Genomic DNA, 25,182 nt, shown 5'->3' on the forward strand with positions numbered 1-25,182 from the left:
GGGGCCGGCTCAGTGACCGGGTCCGGCTCAGTGACCGGTGGTCCGCCTACCCCGCGTAGCGGAGCCAGAGCATGCCGAGCGGCGGCAGCGTGAGCTCCGCCGACGCAGGCCGACCAGCCCACGGGGTGTCGTCCGCGAGGACCGACCCGTAGTTGCCGACGCCGGATCCTCCGTACTCCACGGCGTCCGTGTTGAGCAGCTCCTCCCACCGACCCGCGTGGGGGAGCCCGACCCGATACGGACCGACCGGTGCACCCGAGAAGTTGACGAGCGCTGCGATCACCCCGCCGTCGCGATCCAAGCGCAGGAACGAGACGACGCTGTTGCGCGAGTCGCCGCCGTCCAGCCACTCGAAGCCGCCGGGCTCGTGGTCGCGCTCCCAGAGCGCCGGGAGTTCCTTGTAGAGCGTGTTGAGCCTCGTGACGAGCGTGAGGAGCGCGCGGTGGCTCGGCTGATCCAGGATCCACCAGTCGAGGCCGCGCTCCTCCGACCACTCAGACGGCTGCCCGAACTCCTGCCCCATGAAGAGCAGCTGCTTGCCCGGGTGCGCCCACATGAAGGCGAGGTAGGCGCGCACGTTCGCGAGCTGTTGCCAGTGATCGCCCGGCATCTTCGCGAGCAGCGATCCCTTGCCGTGCACGACCTCGTCGTGGCTGATCGGGAGCAGGAAGTTCTCGCTGTGCGTGTACAGGAACGAGAACGTGATCTCACCGTGGTGGTGGGAGCGGTACAGCGGGTCGTGCTGGATGTACTCGAGCGAGTCGTGCATCCAGCCCATGTTCCACTTGAGGCCGAACCCGAGTCCGCCTGCGCTCGTCGGCGCTGTGACACCGCCCCAGCTCGTCGACTCCTCGGCGATCATGACGATGCCGGGGTTGCGCTTGTACGCGGTCGCGTTGGTCTCCTGCAGGAGACTGATCGCTTCGAGGTTCTCGCGCCCGCCGAACTGATTCGGCAGCCACTCGCCCTCCTCTCGGGAGTAGTCGAGATAGAGCATCGAGGCGACGGCGTCGACGCGCAGGCCGTCGACATGGAACTCCTCGAGCCAGTACAGCGCGTTGGCGACGAGGAAGTTGCGCACCTGCGGCTGTCCGAAGTCGAAGACGAGGGTGCCCCAGTCCTTCTGCTCGCCGCGTCGGGGGTCCGCGTGCTCGTACAACGGCTGACCGTCGAAGTTCGCGAGCGCCCAGTCGTCCTTGGGGAAGTGGCCGGGCACCCAGTCGAGGAGGACGCCGATGCCGGCGTTGTGCAGTCGATCGATGAGGTACTTGAGGTCGTCGGCGTGGCCGAAACGGCTCGTCGGAGCGTAGTAGCCGGTGACCTGGTAGCCCCAGGACCCGCCGAACGGGTGTTCGGCGAGGGGCATGAATTCGACGTGCGTGTAGCCGAGCTCGACGATGTAGTCGATGAGCTGGTCGGCGAGCTCGCGGTAGCCGAGTCCGGGCCGCCAGGAGCCGACGTGGAGCTCGTAGACGCTCATGGGGCCGTTGTGCGGGTCGGAAGCCGCTCGGTGTTCGAGCCACGCGGCATCGGTCCACTCGTAGCGGCTGACGCCCGTGACGGACGCCGTCGCCGGCGGCACCTCCGTGAACCGGGCCATGGGGTCGGATTTCCGCACCCAGTTCCCGTCCTGGCCGAGCAGCTCGTACTTGTAGAGCTGGCCCTCACCGAGGCCGGGGACGAAGAGCTCCCACACCCCGGTGCTGCCCATGTTGCGCATGGCGTGGGCGGCGCCGTCCCAGGAGTTGAAGTCGCCGATGACGCGCACGGCACGGGCGTGCGGCGCCCAGACGGCGAAGGCCGTGCCGGAGGTCCGTCCGAGCACACCCGCGTGTTCGATGACGTGCGAGCCGAGCGCGTCCCACAGCTGCTCGTGACGCCCCTCGCCGATGAGGTGCAGATCGAGTTCTCCGAGGGACGGGAGGTAGCGGTACGGGTCGTCGGCGGTCCACTCGGAGCCGTCGCCGTAGCGCGCCTCGATCTCGTAGTCACCGATGCCCGCGACGTGGAATCCCTGCCAGATCCCGCCGCGCACGTGCGCGAGCTCCACGCGGGCGCCCGTGGGGAGGACCGCGACGACCTGCTCGGCGAGGGGGCGCCTCGTCCGGATGACGACGAGCGGATCGCTGACGCCGCCGATGGCGACGAGGTGCTGCCCGAGGACGGCGTGCGGGTTGTAGTAGCTGCCGGCCGCGACGGCGTCGAGGACGTCGTCGCTGATCGTCGGGAGGGTGATCTCATCGTGCACCGGAGCCGGTGCTCCGGCGCGTCGACCGCTCGGCTTCACCTCGGCAGCGCTGCTGCGGCTCGCGTTCGGCGCTGTGCTGCCGGGCGTCTCGTTCGTCACGGTGGGCTCCTTGTCGGGTGTCACGGGCGGATCCTCACGTTCAGGATGTGCACGGGCTCGATGAACGCGTCCAGGCGGACGAAGTTGCTGTCCGCCCACTGCCAGGTCTGGCCGGTGACGAGATCGGTGACGTCGAGCGAGGCGCCCGGGACGGAACCGAAGAGGCTCTGGTCGAGGTGCACCATGGTCTGACGCACGGAGTGGGGGTCGAGGTTCGCGATGACGAGCACGATGTCCGCTTCGCCCGTGCCCGTGAACCGTGCGTCGAGGTGCTTGCTGTAGACGACGATGCTGTCGTCGTCGCTCCAGTGGAAGCGCGCGTTCCGCAACTGCCGCAGGGCCGGGTGCTCGCGCCTGATCGTGTTGAGCAGCGTGAGGTAGGGGGCGAGCGATGCGCCGGCCGCTTCCGCCTGCTCCCACTCGCGTGGCTTGTACTCGTACTTCTCGTTGTCGATGTTCTCTTCCGCGCCCGGGCGTGCAACGTTCTCGTAGAGCTCGAATCCGGCGTACACGCCCCACGTCGGCGCAGCGGTCGCTGCGAGCGCTGCGCGCGTCTTGAACGCCGCCTGGCCGCCGAACTGCAGGTACTCGGTGAGGATGTCCGGCGTGTTCACGAAGAGGTTCGGGCGGAGGTAGTCCGCCGTCTCGGTCGCGAGCTCGGTGATGAACTCCTGAAGCTCCTCCTTCGTGTTCCGCCACGTGAAGTAGGTGTAGCTCTGCTGGAAGCCGACCTTCCCGAGTGCGCGGAGCAGGGCCGGGCGGGTGAACGCCTCGGCGAGGAAGACGACACCGGGGTCTTCCGCGTTGATCGTGCCGATCAGCCACTCCCAGAAGTCGAGTGGTTTCGTGTGGGGGTTGTCGACGCGGAAGATGCGGACGCCGAGGCCCATCCAGTAGCGGACGATCCGGAGGACCTCTGCGCGGATGCCCTCCGGATCGTTGTCGAAGTTGACGGGATAGATGTCCTGGTACTTCTTCGGCGGGTTCTCGGCGTACGCGATCGTGCCGTCCGGCAGGGTCGTGAACCATTCGGGGTGCTCGGTGACCCACGGGTGGTCGGGCGACGCCTGCAGGGCGAGGTCGATCGCGATCTCGAGGCGGTTCTTCCGGGCCTGACCGAGGAAGTACGTGAAGTCCTTGACCGTGCCGAGCTCCGGGTGGATCGTGTCGTGGCCGCCCTCGACAGAACCGATGGCCCACGGCGAGCCGGGATCGTGCGGTCCCGGGTTCAGCGTGTTGTTCGGGCCCTTGCGGAACGCGTGCCCGATGGGATGGATCGGGGGCAGGTAGACGACGTCGAAGCCCATGGCCGCCACGGCCGGCAGACGCTTCGCGGCGGTGCGGAAGGTGCCGGATGTCCACGAACCGTCGGCGTTGCGCTTCGCACCCTCCGAGCGGGGGAAGAATTCGTACCAGGATCCCACGCCGGCGCGTTCGCGCTCCACCCGCACGGTGAGGGGATCCGTCTCGCTCGCGAGCCCCGCGAACGGCGACTGGACACCGATCTCGTGGAGTCGCGCATCGGTCACCGCGTCGAATCTGGACGGGTCGGCGGGGTTGCGGAGCACAGCGGCGAGCGCGGCGAGATGGCGGCGGTCCCGTACGGGCCTGGCCTTCTCGACGGAGGCCGCCTCAAGCAGTTCCGCGCCGATGAGGTACATGAGCTCGACGTCGATGCCGGCGGGGATCTTGACCTCGGCGTTGTGGACCCAGGTGGCGAGTTCGTCGGCGTACGCGCGGATGCGGTACGTCCACGTGCCCTCCTCGTCGAGGCGGACGACGGTCTCGAAGCGGTCGGTGCCCGCAGCGCCGGGTGCGAGGGGATGGGCGGTCTCTCGACCCCGAGGGTCGGTCAGGAGCACCTGGGCGCCGATGACGTCGTGACCCTCGCGGAATGCGGTCGCGCCGAACGGCACGACCTCACCGACGAACGCCTTCGCCGGCCAACGACCACCGTCCACGGCCGGCGACGGGTCGAGGATCGGTATCCGTCCGATGCGCGGCCGGACGGGCTCGCGCGTGACGGAATCGGGCTGCGGTGCTGACTTCGGCATGGTGCGATCCATCTCCTTCGGTGCCACTCGTCCGACCGTACCGCGAATCGTCCGGTCGTGCCGAGACGCGCGGGGAGACCTTGCGCGAGTGTTCATCATCTGTCATGCGCCGGTACGGGACTTCCCGGGGACAGACGCTCGACACGTCCGGTTTGGGTGCACGTTCCCCACCTGGCTTAGGCTGAGCGCGTGAAGGCCATCCGCAGGTTTACCGTTCGTGCTGTCATCCCCGAGCAGCTCACGCCGCTCGCCGAGTTGGCCGCCAATCTCCGCTGGTCGTGGCACGAACCCACGCAGCGCCTCTTCGCGGAGATCGAGCCCGAGGTGTGGCGGGAGACCGACCACGATCCGATCAGCGGCCTCGGCCTCGTCACGCCGGAGCGGTTGGCGGAGCTCGCAGCGGACGACGGCTTCGTCGAACGTGCCCGTGCGTTGCGCGAGGACCTGCGCGAGTACGTTCGCGAACCGCGCTGGTACCAGAGCCTCCCCGACCCGAAACCGGCCTCCATCGCGTACTTCTCGCCCGAGTTCGGCATCGCATCGGCCTTGCCCCAGTACTCCGGCGGCCTCGGGATCCTCGCCGGCGACCACCTGAAGAGCGCATCCGATCTCGGCGTTCCGCTCGTCGGAGTCGGCCTCCTGTACCGCTCCGGGTACTTCGCACAGTCCCTGACCCCGGACGGTTGGCAGCAGGAGACATATCCCGTTCAGGACCCGGACGGCCTGCCCCTCACGGTCCTCCGCGAGCCGGACGGGACCGCCGTCACTGTGACGCTCGCGCTCCCGGACGACCGCACGCTCAACGCGCGGGTGTGGATCGCCGATGTCGGTCGTGTCCCCTTGCTCCTGCTCGACACGGACATCCCGGAGAACGCCGACGGCCTCCGGTTCGTCACCGACCGCTTGTACGGCGGCTCGGGGGAGCACCGTCTGCTGCAGGAACTGCTGCTCGGCATCGGCGGCGTCCGGGCGATCAAGCGCTGGGCCGAACTCCACGATCAGCCCGTCCCGCAGGTCTTCCACACGAACGAGGGCCACGCGGGCTTCCTCGGCCTCGAGCGGATCAGCGACCTGATCGGCATCGGGCTGAGCTTCGAGGAGGCAGTGCAGGTCGTCCGGGCCGGGACGGTCTTCACGACGCACACGCCAGTGCCGGCCGGCATCGACCGCTTCGACCGCGCGCTCATCGAGCGCTACTTCACGGGGGACCTCCTGCCCGGCGTCGGCACCGGCGACGTCCTCGCCCTCGGTGACGAGCAGGCGAACGGCGGCTCCGGCGACGTCTTCAACATGGCGATGATGGGCCTCCGTCTCGCTCAGCGCGCCAACGGGGTGAGCAAACTGCACGGCGCGGTCAGCCGGGAGATGTTCAAAGGGCTGTGGCCGGGCTTCGACGTCGCGGACATCCCGATCACCTCGGTCACGAACGGCGTGCACGCACCCACCTGGACGGCGTCCTCGCTCGTCGACCTCGCCGCATCGACCCTCGGCACTCCGGACACGACGAACGCCGACTGGGCTTCGCCGGCGCTCTCCGACCACGCGCTGTGGGCGCTGCGCCGCCGCATGCGTGCGCAACTCGTCGAGGACGTCCGGCGTCGGGTCGCGGGTCGGTTGCGCGCCGAGAACCCCACCGCGGTCATTCCGCCGTGGATCAACGAGCTCCTCGACCCGGACGTCCTGACGATCGGGTTCGCCAGACGGGTGCCGACGTACAAGCGTCTGACGCTGATGCTGCGTGACCCCGAGCGGCTCCGTCGCCTCCTCCTGGACCCGGATCGGCCCATCCAGATCGTCGTCGCCGGCAAATCGCACCCGGCCGACGACGAGGGCAAGCGGCTCATCCAGCAACTCGTCCAGTTCAGCCAGGATCCCGAGCTGCGGACCAGGATGGTCTTCCTGCCCGACTACGGCATCGGGATGGCGAAGAACCTGTACCCGGGCTGCGACGTGTGGCTCAACAACCCGCTGCGCCCGCTCGAGGCGTGCGGCACCTCCGGCATGAAGGCGGCGCTCAACGGCGCGCTCAACCTGTCGATCCTCGACGGCTGGTGGGACGAGTTCTCCGACGGCGAGAACGGCTGGGCGATCCCGACCGCCGACGGCGCCGCGAACGACGACGAGCGCGATGATCTCGAAGCGGGCGCGCTCTACGAGATGCTCGAGCACCAGCTCGCTCCGCGCTTCTACGATCGCGACGAGTCGGGGATGCCGACCAGATGGATGCGCCGTGTCCGGCACACGATCACGACGCTCTCCGCGCCGCTCAGCGCGGACCGGATGGTGCGCGAGTACGTCGAGCGGATGTATGTGCCTGCAGGCGCGATGGAAGCGACGCTCACGGCGTCCGACGCCTCCGCCGCCCGCGACCTCGCGTCTTACAAGGCCCGCGTGCGTGCGGCCTGGCCGCAGGTCGCCGTTGTGCACGTCGAGAGCGGCGGCGTCGACGAGGTGCCGCAGGTGGGCGATGTCCTCCGTCTGCGCGCGTACGTGCAGCTCGGGCAGCTGACGCCGGCCGACGTCTCCGTCGAAGTGGTGTCCGGCGTTTCCGAGCCGGGAGGGGAGCTCACACAGGTGCGCACGCAGCCGCTCGTCTGGCGGCAGTCGAACTCGACCGGAAGCCCGGAGGACGCGCTCGAGTACGAGGGGTCGATCGTGCTCGACCGCGCGGGAGGCTTCGGCTACACCGTCCGGGTGGTGCCGCAGCACGAGCTGCTCATCGGTCCGGCGGAACTGGGGCTGATCGCTGTGGCGAGCGCCTGAATGCTCGTGTCCTGAGTGCTCAGGCCAGGAGTGCACCCGCGAGCATCCGCGTCGTCCATCGCTCCCACTCGGCGACGCTCATGCCCCGCTCGCGTGTGAGGAGCAGGTAGCTCTCGGGGCTCGTCGCCGAGAGCGCGATGTCCGCAGCGCGTGACGCGGTGAGGTCCGGATGCAGTGCGCCACGCCGATCGAGCGCCCGGCTGAAGACGAGCTGCGTCAGTCGGCGTTGCGCGAGGCTCGTGTTCCACAGTTCCGCGATCTCAGGCTCCGTCCGGACCGCTCCGCGGACGACGTCGAGGAGGCCGGCGGTCCGGGAGAGGATCGCTGCCGCACCGGACACCTGTCTCGTGAGCTGGTCGACCGCGCTCGCAGCGGCGAGGGCATGCTTCACCCACGGCCGGTCCGCGATCCGCACATCCGCATCGTCTCCTGCAGCAGCGGTGTCGAGTGCCCTGGCGAGGATCTCGCGCTTGGTGCCGAAGGAGTAGTAGACGCTCTGCTCGCTGACGCCCGCGCGGGCGGCGATGGCGGACATCGAGGTCGAGGAGTATCCGGTGTCGATGAAGAGCGAGGCCGCTGCGGTGAGGATGCTTGCCCGGGTCCGGTCGGCGCGCGCGCGTCGGCCGTCGGTCCTGGGCGTCTCTGGCGTCTTCCGTGACGGTTCGGGGAGGTCTCCTGCCATGCACTGACTATAGTGGCACTACAGATAGAGTTTTTAGGGTGTCACTATAAATAGTGATCGAAGGGAGTGGCATGTCGGTGCTCGTGCTCGGTGGATACGGTGCGGTCGGTGCAGCGGTGGTGGCCAGGCTGCGGGAGCGCGGAGTCGATGCGCGAAGCGCGGGACGCGACGAACGACGCGCGGACGTCGTCATCGACCTGGACGAGCCGGGACTCGCAGCACTCGAGGCTGCGGCCGGCCGGGTGGACGTCGTGGTGAACGCCTCTGGTCGGGAGGACGTCGCGCTCGCCGCGGTGTCGACCGACGCCCGCGCGGCGTTCATCGAGATCAGCGCGACATCCGGGTACCTCGACGCGCTCGCGGCGCTCGATCCGCACTCGGCGATCGTGCTCGGAGTCGGCCTGGCCCCCGGTCTGACGAACCTCCTGGCGCACTCGGTGGCGCGTCGCTCGACGGGTGCGCTCGACGTCGGAATCGTCCTCGGGGCGGCCGATGCCCACGGTCCGGCCGCGACTGCGTGGACGTACGGACTGCTGGGGCGGTCGTTCGACGACCCGGCTACGGGCGACTCGATCCGCAACTTCTCTCGGGGACGTCGGTTCACGCTGCCCGACGGTCGTCGCCGTCGTCTGCTCCGCACGGACTTCGCCGATCAACACACGCTCACCCGAGAACTCGGGCGGCCGGTCCGGACCTCGTTCGGGACCGACGACGCGGCGAGCACGGCGCTGCTCGCGCTGCTCACCCGGGTCCCCGGCGCGGGCCGTCTGCCCGCCGTGCAACTGCCGGGCGGGGACCGATGGGTGGTCATCGCCGAAGCGTCCTCCGGCGAGCGGGCGTGGGCCGTCGGTCGCGGGCAGTCCGAGGCGACCGGCCTCGTCGCCGCGCTCGCTGCTCGGTTGGCGGCGTCGCTGCCCGCCGGCGTGCACCAGGTGCAGGATGCGGTCACGCTCGATGCGGTGGCGCGGGTGGCCGAGGTGAACGGGATCGTGTTCGGGGAGTCCTGAGCACTTCGGCAGGCTCAGTGACCGGGGTGTGGCTCAGTGACTGCACTTCGACAGGCTCAGTGACCGGGGTGCGGTTCAGTGACCGAGGTGCGGTTCAGCGGGCGATGTCCGCGGAGACGCCGGCAGTCGCGCGGAGCAGGTCCGCCGGAGCCAATTCGATGTCGAAGCCTCGACGGCCCCCGGAGACGAAGACGCTCTCCCAGAGGGACGCGGTCTCGTCGACGAACGTCCGCAGTGCCGTCTTCTGCCCGATCGGGCTGATCCCGCCCACCACGTAGCCGGTCTTCCGCTCGGCGACCGACGGGTCCGCCATCGACGCGCGTTTCCCGCCGGCGGCATGGGCGAGCGCTTTCAGGTCGAGCTGACCGGCGACCGGGACGATGCCGACCACGAGGGAGCCGTCGACGTCTGCGAGCAGGGTCTTGAAGACGCGCTCCGGTTCCACGCCGAGCGCTGTCGCCGCTTCGAGCCCGAAGCTCGCAGCGGACGGGTCGTGCACGTACGGATGTGCCGTGAACGCGATGCCGAATTCGGTCAGCGCGACGGTGGCCGGCGTCCCTCCGACCGACGGCGTCCCGCCATCCGCCCGTTTCCTGGCCACCGTCACACCGCCCGGAAGAGTTGCATCGACGTGGGGGAGACGGGGACGACGTCGCCCGGCGCGAAGGTCTCCTCCTCGACCGCGGGCCGTTCGTCGGCGCTGTTCCAGACGCGGACGTAGCGCTCCACGCCCCGCTGCACGGGGAGGGTCACGTCGACGCCGGACTCGACGCCGTGCACGATGAGGAGGATCCGGTTCGGTTGCTCCGTCTCCGGGGTGCTCGCGGAGAAGAACTGGAGCGTGCGGTTGCGCGGGCTCGTCCAGTCGGCGGTGCTCATCGTCTCGCCGCCGGCGTCGAACCAGTCCATGACGCTCGCGCTCGGCGTCGTCTCGCCGAGGGTCGCGAATCGGCTCGGTCGAAGCGCGGGATTCGTTCGACGCAACTCGAGGAGCCGCGTGGTGTGCGCCTGTAGTGCCTCCTGCCACGGTTCGTGCTGCCAGCCGACCCATGTGAGCTCCGAGTCGTGGCAGTAGGCGTTGTTGTTGCCGCGCTGGCTGCGTCCGAACTCGTCCCCCGCCGTGAGCATCGGCATCCCGGAGGACAGCAGCAGCGTGCCGAGGAGGTTGCGCATCGCCTTGCGCCTCGCGGCGAGGACCCGCTCATCGCTCGTGGGTCCCTCGGCGCCGTGATTGAACGAACGGTTGTTGTCGGTGCCGTCGCGGTTCGACTCGCCGTTGCCGACGTTGTGCTTGACGTCGTACGACACGAGGTCGGCGAGGGTGAAGCCGTCGTGCGCGGTGATGAAGTTGACCGAGGCGAGCGGGCCGCGCTCGGCGGAGAAGGTGTTGCTCGAGCCCGCCAGACGCGTCGCGAACCCGCCGATGCCGACGGGCGCCTCCGCCCGCCGCGCGTAGTCGATGTCCGACAGCCAGAAGTTCCGCACGCGGTCGCGGTAGCGGTCGTTCCACTCGTGCCAGCCGTCCGGGAAGTTGCCGGTCTGCCAGCCGCCCATCCCGACGTCCCACGGTTCCGCGATCATCTTGACGTCCGCGAGCGCCGGGTCGGTGAGGATGCCGTTCAGGAGCGGGTGGTCGCGCGTGTATTCGACATGCTCGTCGCGCCCGAGCGTGGCAGCGAGGTCGAAGCGGAAGCCGTCCACCTGCACGTCGTTCGCCCAGTAGCGGAGCGAGTCGAGCACGAGGCGCTGCGCGGTCGGGTTCGAGAAGTCGACGGTGTTGCCGCAGCCAGTGACGTCGATGTATGCGCCGGTGTCGTCCTGACGGTAGTAGCTCGCGTTGTCGATGCCGCGGAAGCTCGATCGCGGTCCGCCGAGGCCCTCCTCGGCGGTGTGGTTGTAGACGACGTCGAGGATGACCTCGAGCCCGGCCTCGTGGAGGAGCTTGACCATGCCCTTGAACTCGCGCAGCACGGCGTCGGGGCCGGCGGCCTGCGCCGCTTTCGTCGCGTAGGCGGAGTGCGGGCTGAAGAAGCCGAGGGTGTTGTAGCCCCAGTAGTTGGTGAGGCCCTGCTTGATGAGGCGCTGTTCGGAGGTGAACGCGTGCACGGGGAGGAGTTCGACGCTCGTGACGCCGAGCGAGTGCAGGTGCTCGATCATCGCCGGGTGGGCGAGCCCCGCGTAGCTGCCGCGGAGATCCTCCGGGACCCCGGGGTGCAGTCGAGTGAGGCCTTTCACGTGCGCCTCGTAGATCACCGTCCTGTCGAGCGGCACTTGCGGCTTCCGCGCCCCCGCCCAGTCGAACGCGTCATCGACGACATAGGACCGCCACTGTTCGGCGGCCACACGGACGAGTCCGCGTGCGTAGGGGTCGAGGAGGAGGCTCTGCGGGTTGAAGACGTTCTTCGGGCCGACCGGACCGGATGAGCGCACCGCATACCGACGGCCGCGGATGAGACTGCGTGAGCGCCCGCTCCAGACCCCGTGCGCGTCCCGTTCGAGGGGAACCGTGCGAGTGATCCAGTTCGGATCCTTGTCGTCGAAGATGACGAGTTCCATCCCGTCGGCGTGCTCCGACCACACCCGGAGCTCACCTCCGGAGGGGCCGAGGCGCACACCGAGGTCGAGCAGGGGATCACCGGCAGTCATGCGTTCTAGAGTAGTGAGTGAGCGAGGTGCCTCAGTGCCTCCGCGATCCCGACCGTCGAGCATGCAGGAGGTGCGCCGTGTCCGTCTACCTCGATCACGCGGCGACGACGCCCATGCGGCCGGAAGCGATCGCGGCCTACGCCGAAGCGATGGCCGTCGTCGGCAACCCGGCGTCCATCCATGGGCCCGGCCAGCAGGCCAGACGCATGCTCGAGGAAGCCCGCGAGACCGTCGCCGCCACGCTCGGCTGCGACCCCATCGAACTCGTCTTCACCTCGGGCGGGACCGAATCGATCAACCTCGCGATCAAGGGCCTCCACTGGAAACGGCAGGAGGAACGGGCGAGGACGACGATCGCGGCGCCCTTCGGTGAACACCACGCGACGATGGACACGATCGAATGGCTGCAACGCCACGAGGGCGCGAACCCCGCATGGATCGCGATCGACTCGCGCGGGCGTATCGACACCGCAGCCTTCGACGCGGCGCTCGCTGCAGCGGAGGACGACGTGTCCGTCGCATCGATGCTGTGGGCCAACAACGAGGTCGGCACCGTGCAGCCCGCCGCGGAGGTCGCCACCATCGCCGCGCGCCACGGCGTCCCGTTCCACCTCGACGCCGTCTCCGCCTACGGACACCTCCCCATCGACATCGAGGGGATCCGGGCCGCATCCGGCGCTGCAGGTCAGGCCGGTCTCGTCGCCCTGAGCGTCTCCGCGCACAAGATCGGCGGGCCAGTGGGCATCGGCGGCCTCGTCGTGAGCCGTTCCGCCACCCTCGAGCCCCTGCAGCACGGCGGCGGGCAGCAGCGCGGCCTGCGCTCCGGCACGCAGGACGTCGCTGCGGCCGTGTCGTTCGCGGTCGCCGCGCGGGCGGCGGAGGCGGAACGCATGCTCGAGCAGGCGAGGCTCTCGACGCTGCGGGATCGTCTCATCGCCGGTGTGCGCGATCGGGTGCCGGCGGCCGAGCTCAGCGGCGACCCCGTCGAACGGCTCTCGATGAACGCCCACTTCGTCTTCCCCGGCGCCCAGGGGGACTCCCTCCTGTTCCTGCTCGACATGGCCGGAGTCGCCGTGTCGACGGGCTCTGCGTGCCAGGCGGGCATCCCGGAGCCTTCCCACGTCCTCCTCGCCATGGGGCGGTCGGAGGACGATGCTCGGGCGGCGCTCCGGATCACGCTCGGACGGACGACGACCGAGTCGGACGTCGATGCGTTCCTCGCCGCGCTTCCGGCGGCGTACGCGAACGCGGCGAAGGCCGGCTACGCGGATCGCACGACGGCCCTCGGCTCCCGTCCCTAGGGCCTCATCCGGGGCACGACCGGCGGCGGTCGACCCACGGGATCCGGCGCGTAGACTTGTCGGATGAAGGTCTTGGCAGCAATGAGTGGTGGAGTCGACTCCGCAGTGGCAGCAGCGCGGGCCGTCGACGCGGGCCACGACGTGGTCGGCGTGCACCTCGCGCTCAGCCGGATGCCCGGCACGCTCCGCACCGGCAGCCGCGGCTGCTGCACGATCGAGGACTCGATGGACGCGCAACGGGCGGCCAACCTCATCGGCATCCCGTACTACGTGTGGGACTTCTCCGAGCGGTTCAAGCTCGACGTCGTCGACGACTTCGTCAACGAGTACCGCGCGGGCCGCACGCCCAACCCGTGCATGCGCTGCAACGAGAAGATCAAGTTCGCGGCGCTCCTGGAGAAGGCCATCGACCTCGGGTTCGACGCTGTCGTGACGGGCCACTACGCGAGCATCGTGACGACCGAGGACGGCCATCGCGAACTCCATCGCGCGAGCGCCTGGGCCAAGGACCAGTCCTACGTCCTCGGCGTCCTCACGGCCGAGCAGCTCGCCCACTCGATGTTCCCGCTCGGCGCGACGCCGTCCAAGGCCGAAGTGCGTGCGGAGGCCGCAGAGCGAGGCTTCACCGTCGCCAACAAGCCGGACAGCCACGACATCTGCTTCATCCCCGACGGCGACACCCGCGGGTGGCTGGGGGAGCGCGTCGGCACCGAGACCGGTCAAGTGCTCGATCGCGACGGAGCCGTCGTCGGTTCTCACGAGGGCGCGCACGCGTTCACGGTCGGTCAGCGCAAGGGCCTCCACCTCGGGGTCCCTGCCCCGGACGGCCGTCCGCGCTTCGTGCTCGAAGTACGACCGAAGGACAACACAGTCGTCGTCGGTCCCAAGGAGGCGCTCGCCATCGGTGAGATCGGCGGAGGCCGCTACACCTGGGCCGGCCGTGCGCCGGAAGACCCCGAGGCGCCCTTCGACTGCGACGTGCAGATCCGGGCCCACTCGGATCCCGTGCCCGCGGTCGCCGTCCTCGTCGACGGTGAGATCATGGTTCGGCCTGCCGAGCCGCTCGACGGCGTTGCTCCCGGCCAGACCGCGGTCCTCTATCTCGGTACGCGCGTGCTCGGTCAGTTCACGATCGATCGCACGGTGAGCGCGGTTCCGGTGTCGGCCATCGGCTGACGCCGTCCAAGCCACGACACGGAGAAACGGCCACCGCCGAGGCGGTGGCCGTTCTCATGTCTCCGGCAATGCTCAGGCGGGCTTGCCCGCCGTCTTCTGCCCCTTGGGCTTCTTGACGAAGAGCGTCTCCGCCTGTTCGAGCGTGAGGCCGTTGGTCTCCGGGATCTTCGCGAGGACGAAGAAGAACGAGAGCAGGGCGAAGAGCGCGTACATCCCGTAGGTGAGCGGGAGCGAGAACTGCGACATCGCCGGGAAGCTCACGGTGATGAGGAAGTTCGCGATCCACTGCGCCATGGCTGCGACGCCGAGGGCCTTGGCGCGGATCTTGCCGGGGAAGATCTCACCGAGGAGGACCCAGACGAGCGGACCCCACGAGGCGCCGAACGCGACCACGAAGACGTTGGCCGCGATGAGCGCGATCGTGCCCCACGGCTGCGGGAGGCTCACATCGCCCGCCGCGTTCGTGGTCGAATTCATGAACGCGATCGCCATGGCACCGAGGGACACGGTCATGCCGATGGAACCGGTCAGGAGGATCGGACGTCGACCGATCCGGTCGACGAGGAGGATGGCGACGATCGTGACCGCGACGTTCGTGACCGAGGTGATGACCGAGATCGTGAGCGAGTCGGACTCCTGGAACCCGACCGCCTTCCAGAGCGTGGTGGAGTAGTAGAAGATCACGTTGATGCCGACGAACTGCTGGAAGATCGACAGGATGATGCCGATCCAGACGATCGGGAGGAGCCGGCCGGGACCGGACCACAGGCTGGCCTTCTTCGTCGTCTCGTCCTGCTTGACCGCCTGCTCAGCCTCTCGGACGGCCTTGTCGACCTCGTCGCGCGGCAGGATGCTCGTGAAGACCTTGCGGGCTTCTTCGACCTTGCCGGCCCGGACGAGGAAGCGTGGGGACTCGGGGAGCCGGAGCGCCAGGAGACCGTAGACGATCGCGGGGATCGCGCACGCGATGAACATCCAGCGCCACGCCTCGACGCCGAACCAGAGCGCGTTGGCCGCGCCGCCGGCGGCGCCCGCGAGGAGCGAGTCGGAGAGGAGGGCGGCGAAGATGCCGAGGGTGATCGCGAGCTGCTGGAGCGATGCGAGGCGACCGCGGACGGTGCTCGGCGCGATCTCCGCGATGTAGGCGGGAGCGACGACCGAGGCGATGCCGATGCCGAGACCACCGATGACGCGCCAGATGACGAGGTCCCAGGGCGCGAAGGCGAAACCCGCGCCGAAGGAGGAGATGAAGAAGAGGCCCGCGCCGATGAGCATCGTGAAGATGCGACCGCGGCTGTCAGCGATGCGACCGGCGAGGTAGGCGCCGAGCGCGCAGCCGAGGAGCGCGGATGCGACCGCGAAGCCGATGAGCGCTTCACTGAGTTTGAAGTGGCTCTGCATGGCGTCGACCGCACCGTTGACGACGGAGGAGTCGAAACCGAAGAGGAAACCGCCGACGGCTGCGGAGATCGCGATGCCGACCACCCGCCGTTGGAGCTGTTTCGGACTGATCTCTGGAGCTGTTCTGCTCGATGCCGGATTCGACACGTTCCCTCGTTTCTGCACTGTGCTGCTCCGCAGCGGATCTGCGCTGCGGATGATCGTCCGGAGGAGTCCGCGAGCAAGCGGGCGTGCACGATGTCTTCGGCGTCCCCCTCGCTCGACGCCGAACGCCGTCCACTGTACTCGCGTCGCGGCCCTCGACAAGGGGGTGGCGCGATCCTGTCCCGTACCCATGTCATCCAGCTCTCCTCCCGACCTCTGTCGGTGGTCATCCGTAGAATGAACGCGTGGCAGACGGCAACGAACTCACTCTCCAGCAGGCTTCGCACGAGGCCGAACAGCTGACGACGCGCATCCTCGAATTGCGCGACGCGTATTACGAACGCGACGAATCACTCGTCTCGGACGCCGAGTACGACGGCATGATCAAGCGGCTCGAGGAGTTGGAGCGCCTGTACCCGGAGCTCCAGAGCCAGGACAGCCCCACGCAGACGGTCGGCGGGCGTGCGGAGACGACGCTCTTCGATCCCGTGACCCACCTCGAGCGCATGCTGAGCCTCGACAACGTCTTCTCGATCGAGGAGTTCCAGGCCTGGGCCGTGAAGGTGCAGCGTGATGCAGGCGGTTCGGTGCAGTTCCTGTGCGAGCTGAAGATCGACGGCCTGGCCATCAACCTCCGTTACGAGCGCGGGGTCCTCGTGAGCGCCGCCACGCGTGGTGACGGCGTCGTCGGTGAGGACGTCACGGAGAACGTCAAGCACATTGCCGTGATCCCCACTCGTCTGAAGGCCGCTCCGCACGAGGACGGCTCAGGAGCCGTCGTGCCGTTCCCGGACGTCGTCGAGGTCCGTGGCGAGATCTTCTTCCCCAAGGCGGCGTTCGACGAACTGAACGCCACTCAGGAGGCGGCCGGTGAGCGACTCTTCGCCAACCCGCGCAACGCCGCGAGCGGCTCGCTCCGCCAGAAGGCCGAGAAGAAGACGCCGGAGCAGCTCGCGCTCATGATCGCGCGCCTCGGGCGTCTGCAGATGCTCGTGCACGGCATCGGGGCGTGGCAGAACCCGCCCGTCGCGACGCAGTCCGGCGTTTACGAGCTCCTGCAGAGCTGGGGCCTGCCGACCTCCACGCACTACCGCGTGCACGACACCCCCGAGGGTGCCTCGGAGTTCATCGAGTACTTCGGCGAGCACCGGCAGAGCGTCGAGCACGAGATCGACGGCGTCGTCGTCAAGGTCGACGATCTCGCGATGCACGAGGAGCTCGGCGCCACGAGTCGCGCGCCCCGCTGGGCGATCGCCTACAAGTACCCGCCGGAGCAGGTCAACACGAAGCTGCTCGACATCGTCGTGAGCGTCGGACGCACCGGCCGTGCGACGCCGTTCGCCGTCATGGAGAAGGTCAAGGTCGCGGGCAGCGAAGTCCGGCAGGCCACGCTGCACAACCAGGACGTCGTGAAGGCGAAGGGCGTGCTCATCGGCGACACGGTCGTCCTCCGCAAGGCCGGCGACGTCATCCCCGAGGTCCTCGGACCGGTCGTGGAGCTCCGAGACGGCAGCGAACGCGAGTTCGTGATGCCCAAGGACTGCCCGGAGTGCGGGACACCGCTCGCGCCGGCGAAGGAGGGCGACATCGACCTCCGCTGCCCCAACTCCAAGAGCTGCCCGGCGCAGGTCCGCGGTCGCGTCGAGCACCTCGGGTCGCGGAGCGCGCTCGACGTCGAGGCGCTGGGCGAAGTCGCCGCAGCGGCCTTGACCCAGCCGCTCGAACCGGTCGAGCCGCCGCTGCCCACCGAGGCCGGGATCTTCTCCCTCAAGATGGAGGACATCTTCCCGGTCACGGTGATCGTGCGCGATGCGGAGACCGGACTGCCGAAGCTGTTGGAGGACGGCACGCCCAAGCGCGTGACGCCGTTCAAGCGGAAGCGCAAGCCCAAGGAGGACGGCGAGCACGACCCCCGCGGCGATGTGTTCGACGGCGACGACGAGTCGGTTCCCTCCAAGAACGCGATCGAACTGCTCGCGAACCTCGACGCCGCGCGTTTCCGTCCGCTCGCCAGGCTCCTGGTCGCCCTCAACATCCGCCACGTCGGGCCCGTTGCCGCGAGGTCTCTCGCCGAGTACTTCGGCTCGCTCGATGCGATCCGAGCCGCGAGCCGTGAAGAGCTGGCAGCGGTCGACGGCGTCGGCGGCATCATCGCCGACGCTCTGCTCGCCTGGTTCGAGATCGACTGGCACCGCGACATCGTGGATCGGTGGACCGCGGACGGCGTGCAGTTCACGACGCCGGGCCACCCCGGCCCCGGGGCAGCGGCTGCTGAGGGCGGCGTGCTCTCCGGGCTCACCGTCGTCGCCACGGGCTCGCTCGAGGGCTTCAGCCGTGAGGGCGCCCAGGAGGCCATCATCGCAGCGGGCGGCAAAGCGGCGTCGAGCGTCTCCAAGAAGACCGATTTCGTCGCCGCGGGTCCCGGCGCAGGTTCCAAGCTCGCGAAGGCGGAGTCGCTCGGTGTCCGCATCATCGACGCCGCCCAGTTCGCGATCCTCGTGACCGAAGGTCCGGATGCGCTCGGCCCGGCTCCAGAACCCGCCGCAGAACCGAGCGCATGACCGACGAATCCGGCGCTGCCGACCAGCCCGACGCCGCCGACGCGCCGGACGAATCCGGTGCGGTCAGCGCGCCGGGGAGCGCCGACGCGGCGGACGAGCAGGACCGGCTGACGGCGTCGCGTCGCTCGTTCCTCCGCGCGGGCGGGTTCGCCGCTGCCGGGGCAGCGGCCGGCGGCCTCGGCGGATTCGTCGGCGGCTACGCGGTCCATGAGGCCATCCGGGGTGGTTCCCTGTCCGACGAGTTCGTGGCGTTCGATCCGCGCAGCGAACCCGGATTCGACCACCTCGTCGTGCTCATGGGCGAGAACCGCTCCTTCGACAACCTGCTCGGGTACCTCTACGACCGCGACACGCTGCCGAAGGACGAGACGTTCGAGGGCCTGGCCTTCGGCGAGCACAGCAACCCCTCGCCGGATGGCGGTCGCATCGCGGCGCACGTCTACGAAGGACCGACCGACGACATCATGGGCCGCCCCAACCCGGATCCGGGGGAGGAGTACCCGCATGTCAACACGCAGCTCTTCAACGTTGTCGACCCGCCGGGCAACGCCGAGCTCCGCGTGCACGAGATGCAGGCGCCGTTCAACGCGCCCGCTCCGGGGACGAAGCCCACGATGGAGGGCTTCGTCACCGATTACGCCATCAACTACGCACGACTGGAACGGGACGGCGCGAACCTCCCGAAGCACCTCGACGCCATCATGGGCGGGTTCAGCCCCGAGATGCTCCCCGTCCTGTCCACGCTCGCGAAGGAGTTCGCGGTCTACGACAACTGGTACGCGGGTGTGCCGTCGCAGACGTTCTGCAACCGGTCGTTCTTCCACGCCTCCACCTCCCACGGCTTCGTCACCAACCGCTCCGGTGGCGGGTACGCGAAGTGGTTGAACGCGCCGAAGGCCCCGACGATCTTCAACCGTCTGGAGGAGAAGGGCCTCGATTGGCGCATCTACTTTGACAAGCTGCAGATGATCTCCTACACCGGTCTCATCCACGCGCCCGTGCTCGAGCCGTACTGGAAGACCGGGCACTTCGCCACGATGGAGCAGTTCTACCGCGACGTCGCTTCAGGCGGCCTGCCCGCGTACTCGTTCATCGAGCCGCGCATGACGTACAACCACAACGACTTCCACCCGCCGTTCGGGCATCTGCGGGAGAGCGAGATCGACCGGCAGCCGGTCTACGACAGCGCCGTCTCCGACGTCCGTGCCGGTGAGGCGCTCGTGAGCGACGTCTACAACGCGATCCGTCGCAGTGAGTCCAAGGGCGGATCGAACGCGCTCAACACGATGCTGCTCATCACCTTCGACGAGCACGGGGGCACGTACGACCATGTTCCGCCGCCGTCAGCGGTGCCTCCGAACGAGGAGGACGGGCCAGGGGAGATGGGCTTCACCTTCGACCGCCTCGGGTGCCGCGTGAGCGCCATTGCCGTCTCGGCCTACACGAAGGCCGGGACGATCATCCACGACGAGATGCACCACGGGTCCGTCATCGCGACGCTGTCACGTCTGCACGGGCTCAGGCCCCTGACCGATCGAGATGCCGGCGCGAACAACATGTTCAACGCCGTCAACCTCGACAAGCCGAGGCATCCCGCGCTCTGGCCGCACACCCACGCCCAGTACGTGCCGCCGAACCCCGAGGCGGAACCGGCGACGCCGGACCATCCGCACAAGGACAAGCCGTTGAGTCCTCCCGCGCAGTCATTGCTGGGATTGTTGCTCGCGAAGTACGGGAAGAGCATGCCGGAGGAGTTCCCGACCTTCGCGGACGCGTACCGCTACCTCAACCAGTACGGAAGGGGCCTGTTCGGCAAGCAGTAGCGCTTCGGAGAGCTGGGACTGTTCAGCGAGCGGAGGCTCACCGCTTGAGGAGGTCCTCCCGCACGGACCGGCGCAGCACCTTGCCGATGAGCGAGGTGGGCAGGGCGTCGACCTCGTAGATGCGTCTCGGCACCTTGTACGGCGTGAGGATGCCGCGGGCGTAGGCGCGCAGCTCGTCGACGTCGAGGGTCGCACCCGGCGCGACGACGACGGCAGCGACGACGTCCTCCCCGGAGTGGGCGCTCGGCAGTCCGACGACCGCGACGTCGGTGACCGACGGGTGTCCGCGGAGGACCTGCTCGACCTCGGTCGGCGCGACGTTGAACCCGCCCGTGATGATGAGTTCCTTGATGCGGTCCACGACGGTGAGGAACCCTTCGGCATCGAGGGTCACGATGTCGCCCGTGCGGAACCAGCCGCCGGGCAGGAGGACCGCGGCGGTCTCCTCGGGCTTGTTGTAGTAGCCCTGGAACACCTGCGGTCCACGGACGAGGAGTTCGCCGGCCTCGCCGGGCGCGCGATCGACGGTGGGGTCCTCCGGGTCGACGACCCGGACGTCCGTTCCGGGGAGCGGGAGCCCGATCGTGCCTGGCTTCCGGCCGTCCGACACGGGGTTCGCGGAGATGACGGGCGAGCACTCCGACAGGCCGTAGCCCTCCACGAGGTAGCCGCCGGACGCGCGTTCGAACGGCACGACGAGTTCGTGGGGGAGCGCCATCGCGCCCGAGATCGCGATCTCCGTCCCGTGGAGCGAGACGCCCTGCTCCGTCGCCGCCTTGAGGAGCCGATCCGCGATGGGCGGCACGAGGGGGAGGAAGGTCGGAGGGCGCTTCTTGAGTACCTTCAGGACGAGGTCCGGGTCGAACTTCGGGAACAGCACGAGCCGTGAGCCCATGCTCATCGCGAAGGTGAGGCAGAGCGTGAGGCCGTACGCGTGGAACATCGGCAGCACGGCATAGACGACCGCTTCACCGCGCGTGACGGTGGGCACCCACGCCCGCGACTGCGCCGCGTTGGCGAGGAGGTTCGCGTGGGTGAGCGCCGCGCCCTTCGGGGAGCCGGTCGTCCCGCTCGTGTACTGGATGAGGGCGAGCGACGACGCCGCGGGCTTCGGGTGCTCCGGATCGAGCGGTGGTGCGGCGAGGACCTGCTCCCAGCGAATCGTGCCTGAGACGGGTGCGGTGAGCTGCGCCCGCGACGCCTTCGCCTTCGCGATGGGGAGTCGGAGGGCGAGGCGCATGCTCGCCGGCATCGCCCGGGTGATGTCGATGGAGATGAGCGAGGTCACGGCGAGGTCCGCCGGGAAGTCCTGCAGGTGCGGCACGACCGTGTCCCAGACGATCGCTGTCTTGGCCCGGTGGTCCTCGAACTGGTGGCGGAGCTCCTGCGGCGTGTAGAGCGGGTTGTGCTCGATGACGATCGCGCCGAGTCTCAGCACCGCGTAGAACGCGACGATGTGCTGCGGGCAGTTGGGCAGCATGATCGCGACGGGGTCACCGGCCTTCACTCCGAGGCGTCGGAGCCCTTCCGCGGCCCGAGCGATCTGCGCCGACAGCTCCGTGTAGTCGGTCGTGGCGCCGAAGAACTCGAGCGCGACGCCGTGCGGATAGCTCGCGGCGGACTTCTCGACGAGGTCACCGAGGCAGCCGGTCTCCTCGGGGATGTCCTGCGGCACGTTCTCCGCGTAACTGGCGAGCCAGGGGCGGTTCATCGAGTGGTCTGGTCCGGTGGCGTCATCGCTGGATCTCACGGGGTCAACCCTACGCGGAGCACGCCGTTCCGTGCGGAACCCCGGCGGCTGTCTTGGACGAATAGACTGGAGTCACCGCCACCGCTACACGTACGGGAGACGCATGTCTGAAATCACCTCCGAGCAGGTCGCGCATCTCGCGAACCTCGCCCGGATCGCCCTGACTCAGGACGAGATCGATCACCTCACCACCGAACTCGACACCATCGTCGACAGCATCGCCAAGGTGCAGGAGGTCGCGACGCCTGACGTACCGGCCACCAGCCACCCCATCCCGCTGGAGAACGTCTACCGGGACGATATCGTGGGCAACACGCTCACGGTCGAGCAGGCGCTGCAGAACGCGCCGGAGTCCGCCGACAGCCGCTTCAAGGTGTCCGCGATCCTGGGAGAAGAACAGTGACCGACCTCATCCGCCTGACCGCCGCCGAACTCTCGGCCAAGCTCTCCTCCGGTGAGGTGTCGAGCGTCGAGGCCACCCAGGCCCACCTCGACCGCATCGCCCAGGTCGACGGCGACGTCCACGCCTTCCTCCACGTCTCCGACCACGCTCTGAGCGTCGCAGCCGACATCGACGCACGTCGCGCAGCCGGCGAGCAGCTCGGTGAACTCGCCGGTGTGCCGCTCGCCATCAAGGACGTGCTCGTCACGACCGACATGCCGTCCACGTCCGGCAGCAAGATCCTCGAGAACTACATGTCGCCGTTCGATGCGACGGTCGTCGCCCGCTCGCGCGCAGCCGGTCTCGTGCCGCTCGGCAAGACGAACATGGACGAGTTCGCGATGGGCTCCAGCACGGAGCACTCCGCGTACGGCCCCACCCACAACCCGTGGGACCTCGATCGGATCCCCGGCGGTTCCGGGGGTGGCTCCGCGGCCGCCGTAGCCGCGTTCGAAGCGCCCATCGCGCTCGGCAGCGACACCGGCGGATCGATTCGTCAGCCCGCCCACGTCACGGGAACGGTCGGCGTGAAGCCAACGTACGGCGCGGTCAGCCGCTACGGAGCCATCGCGCTCGCCTCCTCGCTCGACCAGGTCGGTCCCGTCAGCCGCACGGTCCTCGACGCAGGGCTCCTGCAGGACGTCATCGCCGGACACGACGCCCTCGACTCGACATCCCTCACGGACGTCTGGCCGTCGATGGCCGCAGCCGCCCGCGAGGGCGCCACGGGCCAGGTCCTCAAGGGCCTCCGCGTCGGCGTCGTCAAGGAACTCAACGGTGAAGGCTTCCAGGCCGGCGTCAAGAGCCGCTTCCAGGAAGCGCTCGCGGTCCTCGAGGCGAACGGCGCCGAGATCGTCGAGGTGAACGCTCCCCACTTCGAGTACGCGGTCGCCGCGTACTACCTCATCCTCCCCGCGGAAGCGTCCAGCAACCTGGCCAAGTTCGACTCCGTGCGCTTCGGCATGCGGGTCACGCCCCAGGGCGGCGGCACGGTCGAGCAGGTCATGGCCGCGACGCGCGAGGCCGGTTTCGGCCCGGAGGTCAAGCGACGCATCATCCTCGGCACCTATGCGCTGAGCGCCGGTTACTACGACGCGTACTACGGCAGCGCCCAGAAGGTGCGCACGCTCATCCAGCGCGACTTCGCCGCAGCGTTCGACCAGGTCGACGTCCTCGTCAGCCCCAGCGCGCCCACCACGGCGTTCAAGCTCGGCGAACGCATCGACGACCCGCTCGCGATGTACCTCAACGACGTCACGACGATCCCGGCGAACCTCGCCGGCATCCCCGGCATCAGCGTCCCCATCGGCCTCGCGCCGGAGGACGGCCTGCCGGTCGGCATCCAGTTCATGGCTCCCGCGAGGGAAGATGCCCGGCTCTACCGGGTGGGGGCGGCGCTCGAAGCGCTGCTCGAAGGGCAGTGGGGACACACGCTCATCTCGCAGGCACCGACTCTCGGAGGGAAGTAGAACATGGCGAAGGACGCACTCCTGTCCTACGAGGAAGCGCTCGAACTGTACGAGCCGGTCCTCGGCTTCGAGGTCCACGTGGAACTCAACACCAAGACGAAGATGTTCTCGTCGGCGCCCAACGGCTTCGGCGACGCACCCAACACGAACATCTCGCCCGTGTGCCTCGGCCTCCCCGGTTCGCTGCCCGTCGTGAACGAGCAGGCTGTGCGCTACTCGATCAGCCTGGGCCTCGCGCTCGGCTGCTCGATCGCACCGTCGAGCCGTTTCGCCCGGAAGAACTACTTCTACCCCGACCTCGCGAAGAACTACCAGATCTCGCAGTTCGACGAGCCGATCGCCTTCGAGGGGTCCGTCGACGTCGAGCTCGCGGACGGCACCATCGTGACCGTGCCGATCGAGCGCGCGCACATGGAGGAGGACGCCGGCAAGCTCACGCACATCGGCGGTTCGACCGGCCGCATCCAGGGCGCCGAGTACTCGCTCGTCGACTACAACCGCGCTGGTGTGCCGCTCGTGGAGATCGTCACGAAGCCCATCTACGGCACCGAGCACCGTGCGCCGGAGATCGCGAAGGCGTACGTCTCCGCGATCCGCGACATCGTCGTGGCGCTCGGCATCTCCGACGCCAAGATGGAGCGCGGCAACCTGCGGTGCGACGCGAACATCTCCCTGCGCCCCCGCGGCCAGGAGAAGCTCGGCACGCGCACGGAGACGAAGAACGTCAACTCGCTCCGCTCCGTCGAGCGTGCCGTGCGGTACGAGATCCAGCGTCAGGCCGCCATCCTCAAGGCCGGTGGTTCGATCACGCAGGAGACCCGTCACTGGCACGAGGACACTGGAGCCACATCCGCCGGTCGACCGAAGAGCGATGCCGACGACTACCGGTACTTCCCGGAGCCCGACCTGCTGCCCGTCGTGCCCTCGCCGGAACTGATCGAGGAACTGCGCGCAGCACTGCCGGAGGCGCCCGCGATCCGTCGCCGTCGTCTGAAAGGCGAGTGGGGCTTCACCGACCTCGAGTTCCAGGACGTCGTCAACGGCGGTCTGCTGAACGAGATCACCGCGACCGTCGCCGCCGGCGCGAGCCCAGCGGCTGCGCGCAAGTGGTGGACGGGTGAGATCTCGCGTCTCGCGAACCAGCAGGACGTCGAGGCGTCCACGCTCGTCTCGCCCGAGCACGTCGCGGAGCTCGCCGGGCTCATCGAAGCAGGGGAACTCACCGACAAGCTCGCCCGTCAGGTGCTCGAGGGCGTCATCGCGGGCGAAGGCGGGCCGGCCGATGTCGTGAAGTCGCGTGGACTCGCTGTCGTCTCGGACGACGGTGCGCTCATCGCCGCCATCGATGAGGCGCTCGCTTCGCAGCCCGACGTCATGGCGAAGATCCGCGACGGCAAGGTGCAGGCCGCCGGTGCCGTCATCGGTGCCGTCATGAAGGCCATGCGCGGCCAAGCCGATGCGGCTCGTGTTCGCGAACTCGTCCTGGAGCGGGCTGCCGCCACGGCTGAGTAGTCGCTGCGGCCGTTGAACCACGGCCTCCGGGCCTGAGTCGCGGTATCCGGTCGCTGCGTCGCGGTATCCGGTCGCTGAGCTTGTCGAAGTGCGCACTTCGACAA

General features: G+C 68.8%; 16 protein-coding genes. 9 read left to right on the forward strand and 7 right to left on the reverse strand.

Annotation, left to right across the window (positions count from 1 at the left end):
• Positions 1–46: 46 nt before the first annotated feature.
• The gene (glgB, locus tag ACQ3HB_RS05495; protein WP_430918908.1) at positions 47–2,248 is read right to left on the reverse strand and encodes a 1,4-alpha-glucan branching protein GlgB; all 2,202 of its coding nucleotides are present in this window, start codon (positions 2,246–2,248) and stop codon (positions 47–49) included.
• Between the two features lie 119 nt (positions 2,249–2,367).
• Positions 2,368–4,401, reverse strand: a complete 2,034-nt coding sequence (locus ACQ3HB_RS05500; protein WP_430918489.1) for a maltotransferase domain-containing protein — start codon at positions 4,399–4,401, stop codon at positions 2,368–2,370.
• 189 nt (positions 4,402–4,590) lie between these two features.
• Here ACQ3HB_RS05500 and glgP point away from each other — a divergent pair, with 189 nt between their 5' ends.
• Positions 4,591–7,164, forward strand: a complete 2,574-nt coding sequence (glgP, locus tag ACQ3HB_RS05505) for an alpha-glucan family phosphorylase (RefSeq protein WP_430918491.1) — start codon at positions 4,591–4,593, stop codon at positions 7,162–7,164.
• Positions 7,165–7,183: 19 nt separating this feature from the next.
• On the opposite strand, the gene ACQ3HB_RS05510 is transcribed toward glgP, so the two are convergent.
• Positions 7,184–7,846 (reverse strand): TetR/AcrR family transcriptional regulator, encoded by a 663-nt coding sequence (locus ACQ3HB_RS05510; RefSeq protein WP_430918493.1) that lies wholly within the window; start codon positions 7,844–7,846, stop codon positions 7,184–7,186.
• A 71-nt stretch (positions 7,847–7,917) separates the two neighbouring features.
• Between ACQ3HB_RS05510 and ACQ3HB_RS05515 the strand changes: the two genes are divergently transcribed.
• On the forward strand, positions 7,918–8,853 hold the full coding sequence (locus ACQ3HB_RS05515; protein WP_430918496.1) for a saccharopine dehydrogenase family protein: 936 nt from the start codon (positions 7,918–7,920) through the stop codon (positions 8,851–8,853).
• A 94-nt stretch (positions 8,854–8,947) separates the two neighbouring features.
• On the opposite strand, the gene ybaK is transcribed toward ACQ3HB_RS05515, so the two are convergent.
• Positions 8,948–9,454: a Cys-tRNA(Pro) deacylase gene (gene ybaK, locus ACQ3HB_RS05520; protein ID WP_430918498.1), complete on the reverse strand. Its 507-nt coding sequence runs from the start codon at positions 9,452–9,454 to the stop codon at positions 8,948–8,950.
• A gap of 2 nt (positions 9,455–9,456) precedes the next feature.
• Entirely contained in the window at positions 9,457–11,499 is a 2,043-nt protein-coding gene (gene glgX / locus ACQ3HB_RS05525) for a glycogen debranching protein GlgX (protein WP_430918500.1), read from the reverse strand.
• 77 nt (positions 11,500–11,576) lie between these two features.
• Here glgX and ACQ3HB_RS05530 point away from each other — a divergent pair, with 77 nt between their 5' ends.
• Complete coding sequence (locus ACQ3HB_RS05530) at positions 11,577–12,800, forward strand: cysteine desulfurase family protein (RefSeq protein ID WP_430918502.1); 1,224 nt, start codon at positions 11,577–11,579, stop codon at positions 12,798–12,800.
• A 63-nt stretch (positions 12,801–12,863) separates the two neighbouring features.
• Entirely contained in the window at positions 12,864–13,976 is a 1,113-nt protein-coding gene (mnmA, locus tag ACQ3HB_RS05535; RefSeq protein ID WP_430918504.1) for a tRNA 2-thiouridine(34) synthase MnmA, read from the forward strand.
• 72 nt (positions 13,977–14,048) lie between these two features.
• On the opposite strand, the gene ACQ3HB_RS05540 is transcribed toward mnmA, so the two are convergent.
• On the reverse strand, positions 14,049–15,524 hold the full coding sequence (locus ACQ3HB_RS05540) for a sugar porter family MFS transporter (protein ID WP_430918506.1): 1,476 nt from the start codon (positions 15,522–15,524) through the stop codon (positions 14,049–14,051).
• A 242-nt stretch (positions 15,525–15,766) separates the two neighbouring features.
• Between ACQ3HB_RS05540 and ligA the strand changes: the two genes are divergently transcribed.
• Entirely contained in the window at positions 15,767–18,082 is a 2,316-nt protein-coding gene (gene ligA / locus ACQ3HB_RS05545) for an NAD-dependent DNA ligase LigA (RefSeq protein WP_430918508.1), read from the forward strand.
• A complete protein-coding gene (locus ACQ3HB_RS05550) occupies positions 18,079–19,905 on the forward strand; it encodes an alkaline phosphatase family protein (protein WP_430918510.1) in 1,827 nt (608 codons plus the stop codon). Before ligA ends, ACQ3HB_RS05550 begins: the two co-directional genes overlap by 4 nt.
• A 37-nt stretch (positions 19,906–19,942) precedes the next feature.
• Here the strand turns inward: ACQ3HB_RS05550 and ACQ3HB_RS05555 are convergent, their stop codons facing one another.
• Positions 19,943–21,616, reverse strand: coding sequence for a long-chain-fatty-acid--CoA ligase (locus tag ACQ3HB_RS05555; RefSeq protein ID WP_430918909.1), 1,674 nt, complete (start codon positions 21,614–21,616; stop codon positions 19,943–19,945).
• 142 nt (positions 21,617–21,758) lie between these two features.
• Here ACQ3HB_RS05555 and gatC point away from each other — a divergent pair, with 142 nt between their 5' ends.
• From gatC to gatB, 3 genes are read left to right on the forward strand one after another with little or no spacing between them, the layout of a single operon-like run.
• Positions 21,759–22,058, forward strand: coding sequence for an Asp-tRNA(Asn)/Glu-tRNA(Gln) amidotransferase subunit GatC (gene gatC, locus ACQ3HB_RS05560; RefSeq protein ID WP_430918512.1), 300 nt, complete (start codon positions 21,759–21,761; stop codon positions 22,056–22,058).
• Positions 22,055–23,566 (forward strand): Asp-tRNA(Asn)/Glu-tRNA(Gln) amidotransferase subunit GatA, encoded by a 1,512-nt coding sequence (gene gatA, locus ACQ3HB_RS05565; protein WP_430918514.1) that lies wholly within the window; start codon positions 22,055–22,057, stop codon positions 23,564–23,566. The genes gatC and gatA overlap by 4 nt, the downstream gene beginning before the upstream one ends.
• Positions 23,567–23,569: 3 nt before the next feature.
• Positions 23,570–25,078, forward strand: a complete 1,509-nt coding sequence (gene gatB, locus ACQ3HB_RS05570; RefSeq protein WP_430918516.1) for an Asp-tRNA(Asn)/Glu-tRNA(Gln) amidotransferase subunit GatB — start codon at positions 23,570–23,572, stop codon at positions 25,076–25,078.
• The last annotated feature ends 104 nt before the right edge of the window (positions 25,079–25,182 follow it).

Origin of the sequence: Plantibacter lichenum, from assembly GCF_050587525.1 — a bacterium.
In the GTDB taxonomy this organism is placed as follows: Bacteria; Actinomycetota; Actinomycetes; order Actinomycetales; family Microbacteriaceae; genus Plantibacter.

What these genes read in the sequence shown, in the direction of transcription:
- ACQ3HB_RS05500 (WP_430918489.1), bottom strand. Translation starts at nt 4,401, where the DNA reads ATGCCGAAGTCAGCACCGCAGCCCGATTCCGTCACGCGCGAGCCCGTC.
- ACQ3HB_RS05510 (WP_430918493.1), bottom strand. Translation starts at nt 7,846, where the DNA reads ATGGCAGGAGACCTCCCCGAACCGTCACGGAAGACGCCAGAGACGCCC.
- ACQ3HB_RS05515 (WP_430918496.1), top strand. Translation starts at nt 7,918, where the DNA reads ATGTCGGTGCTCGTGCTCGGTGGATACGGTGCGGTCGGTGCAGCGGTG.
- glgX (WP_430918500.1), bottom strand. Translation starts at nt 11,499, where the DNA reads ATGACTGCCGGTGATCCCCTGCTCGACCTCGGTGTGCGCCTCGGCCCC.
- mnmA (WP_430918504.1), top strand. Translation starts at nt 12,864, where the DNA reads ATGAAGGTCTTGGCAGCAATGAGTGGTGGAGTCGACTCCGCAGTGGCA.
- ACQ3HB_RS05550 (WP_430918510.1), top strand. Translation starts at nt 18,079, where the DNA reads ATGACCGACGAATCCGGCGCTGCCGACCAGCCCGACGCCGCCGACGCG.
- ACQ3HB_RS05555 (WP_430918909.1), bottom strand. Translation starts at nt 21,616, where the DNA reads ATGAACCGCCCCTGGCTCGCCAGTTACGCGGAGAACGTGCCGCAGGAC.
- gatC (WP_430918512.1), top strand. Translation starts at nt 21,759, where the DNA reads ATGTCTGAAATCACCTCCGAGCAGGTCGCGCATCTCGCGAACCTCGCC.
- gatB (WP_430918516.1), top strand. Translation starts at nt 23,570, where the DNA reads ATGGCGAAGGACGCACTCCTGTCCTACGAGGAAGCGCTCGAACTGTAC.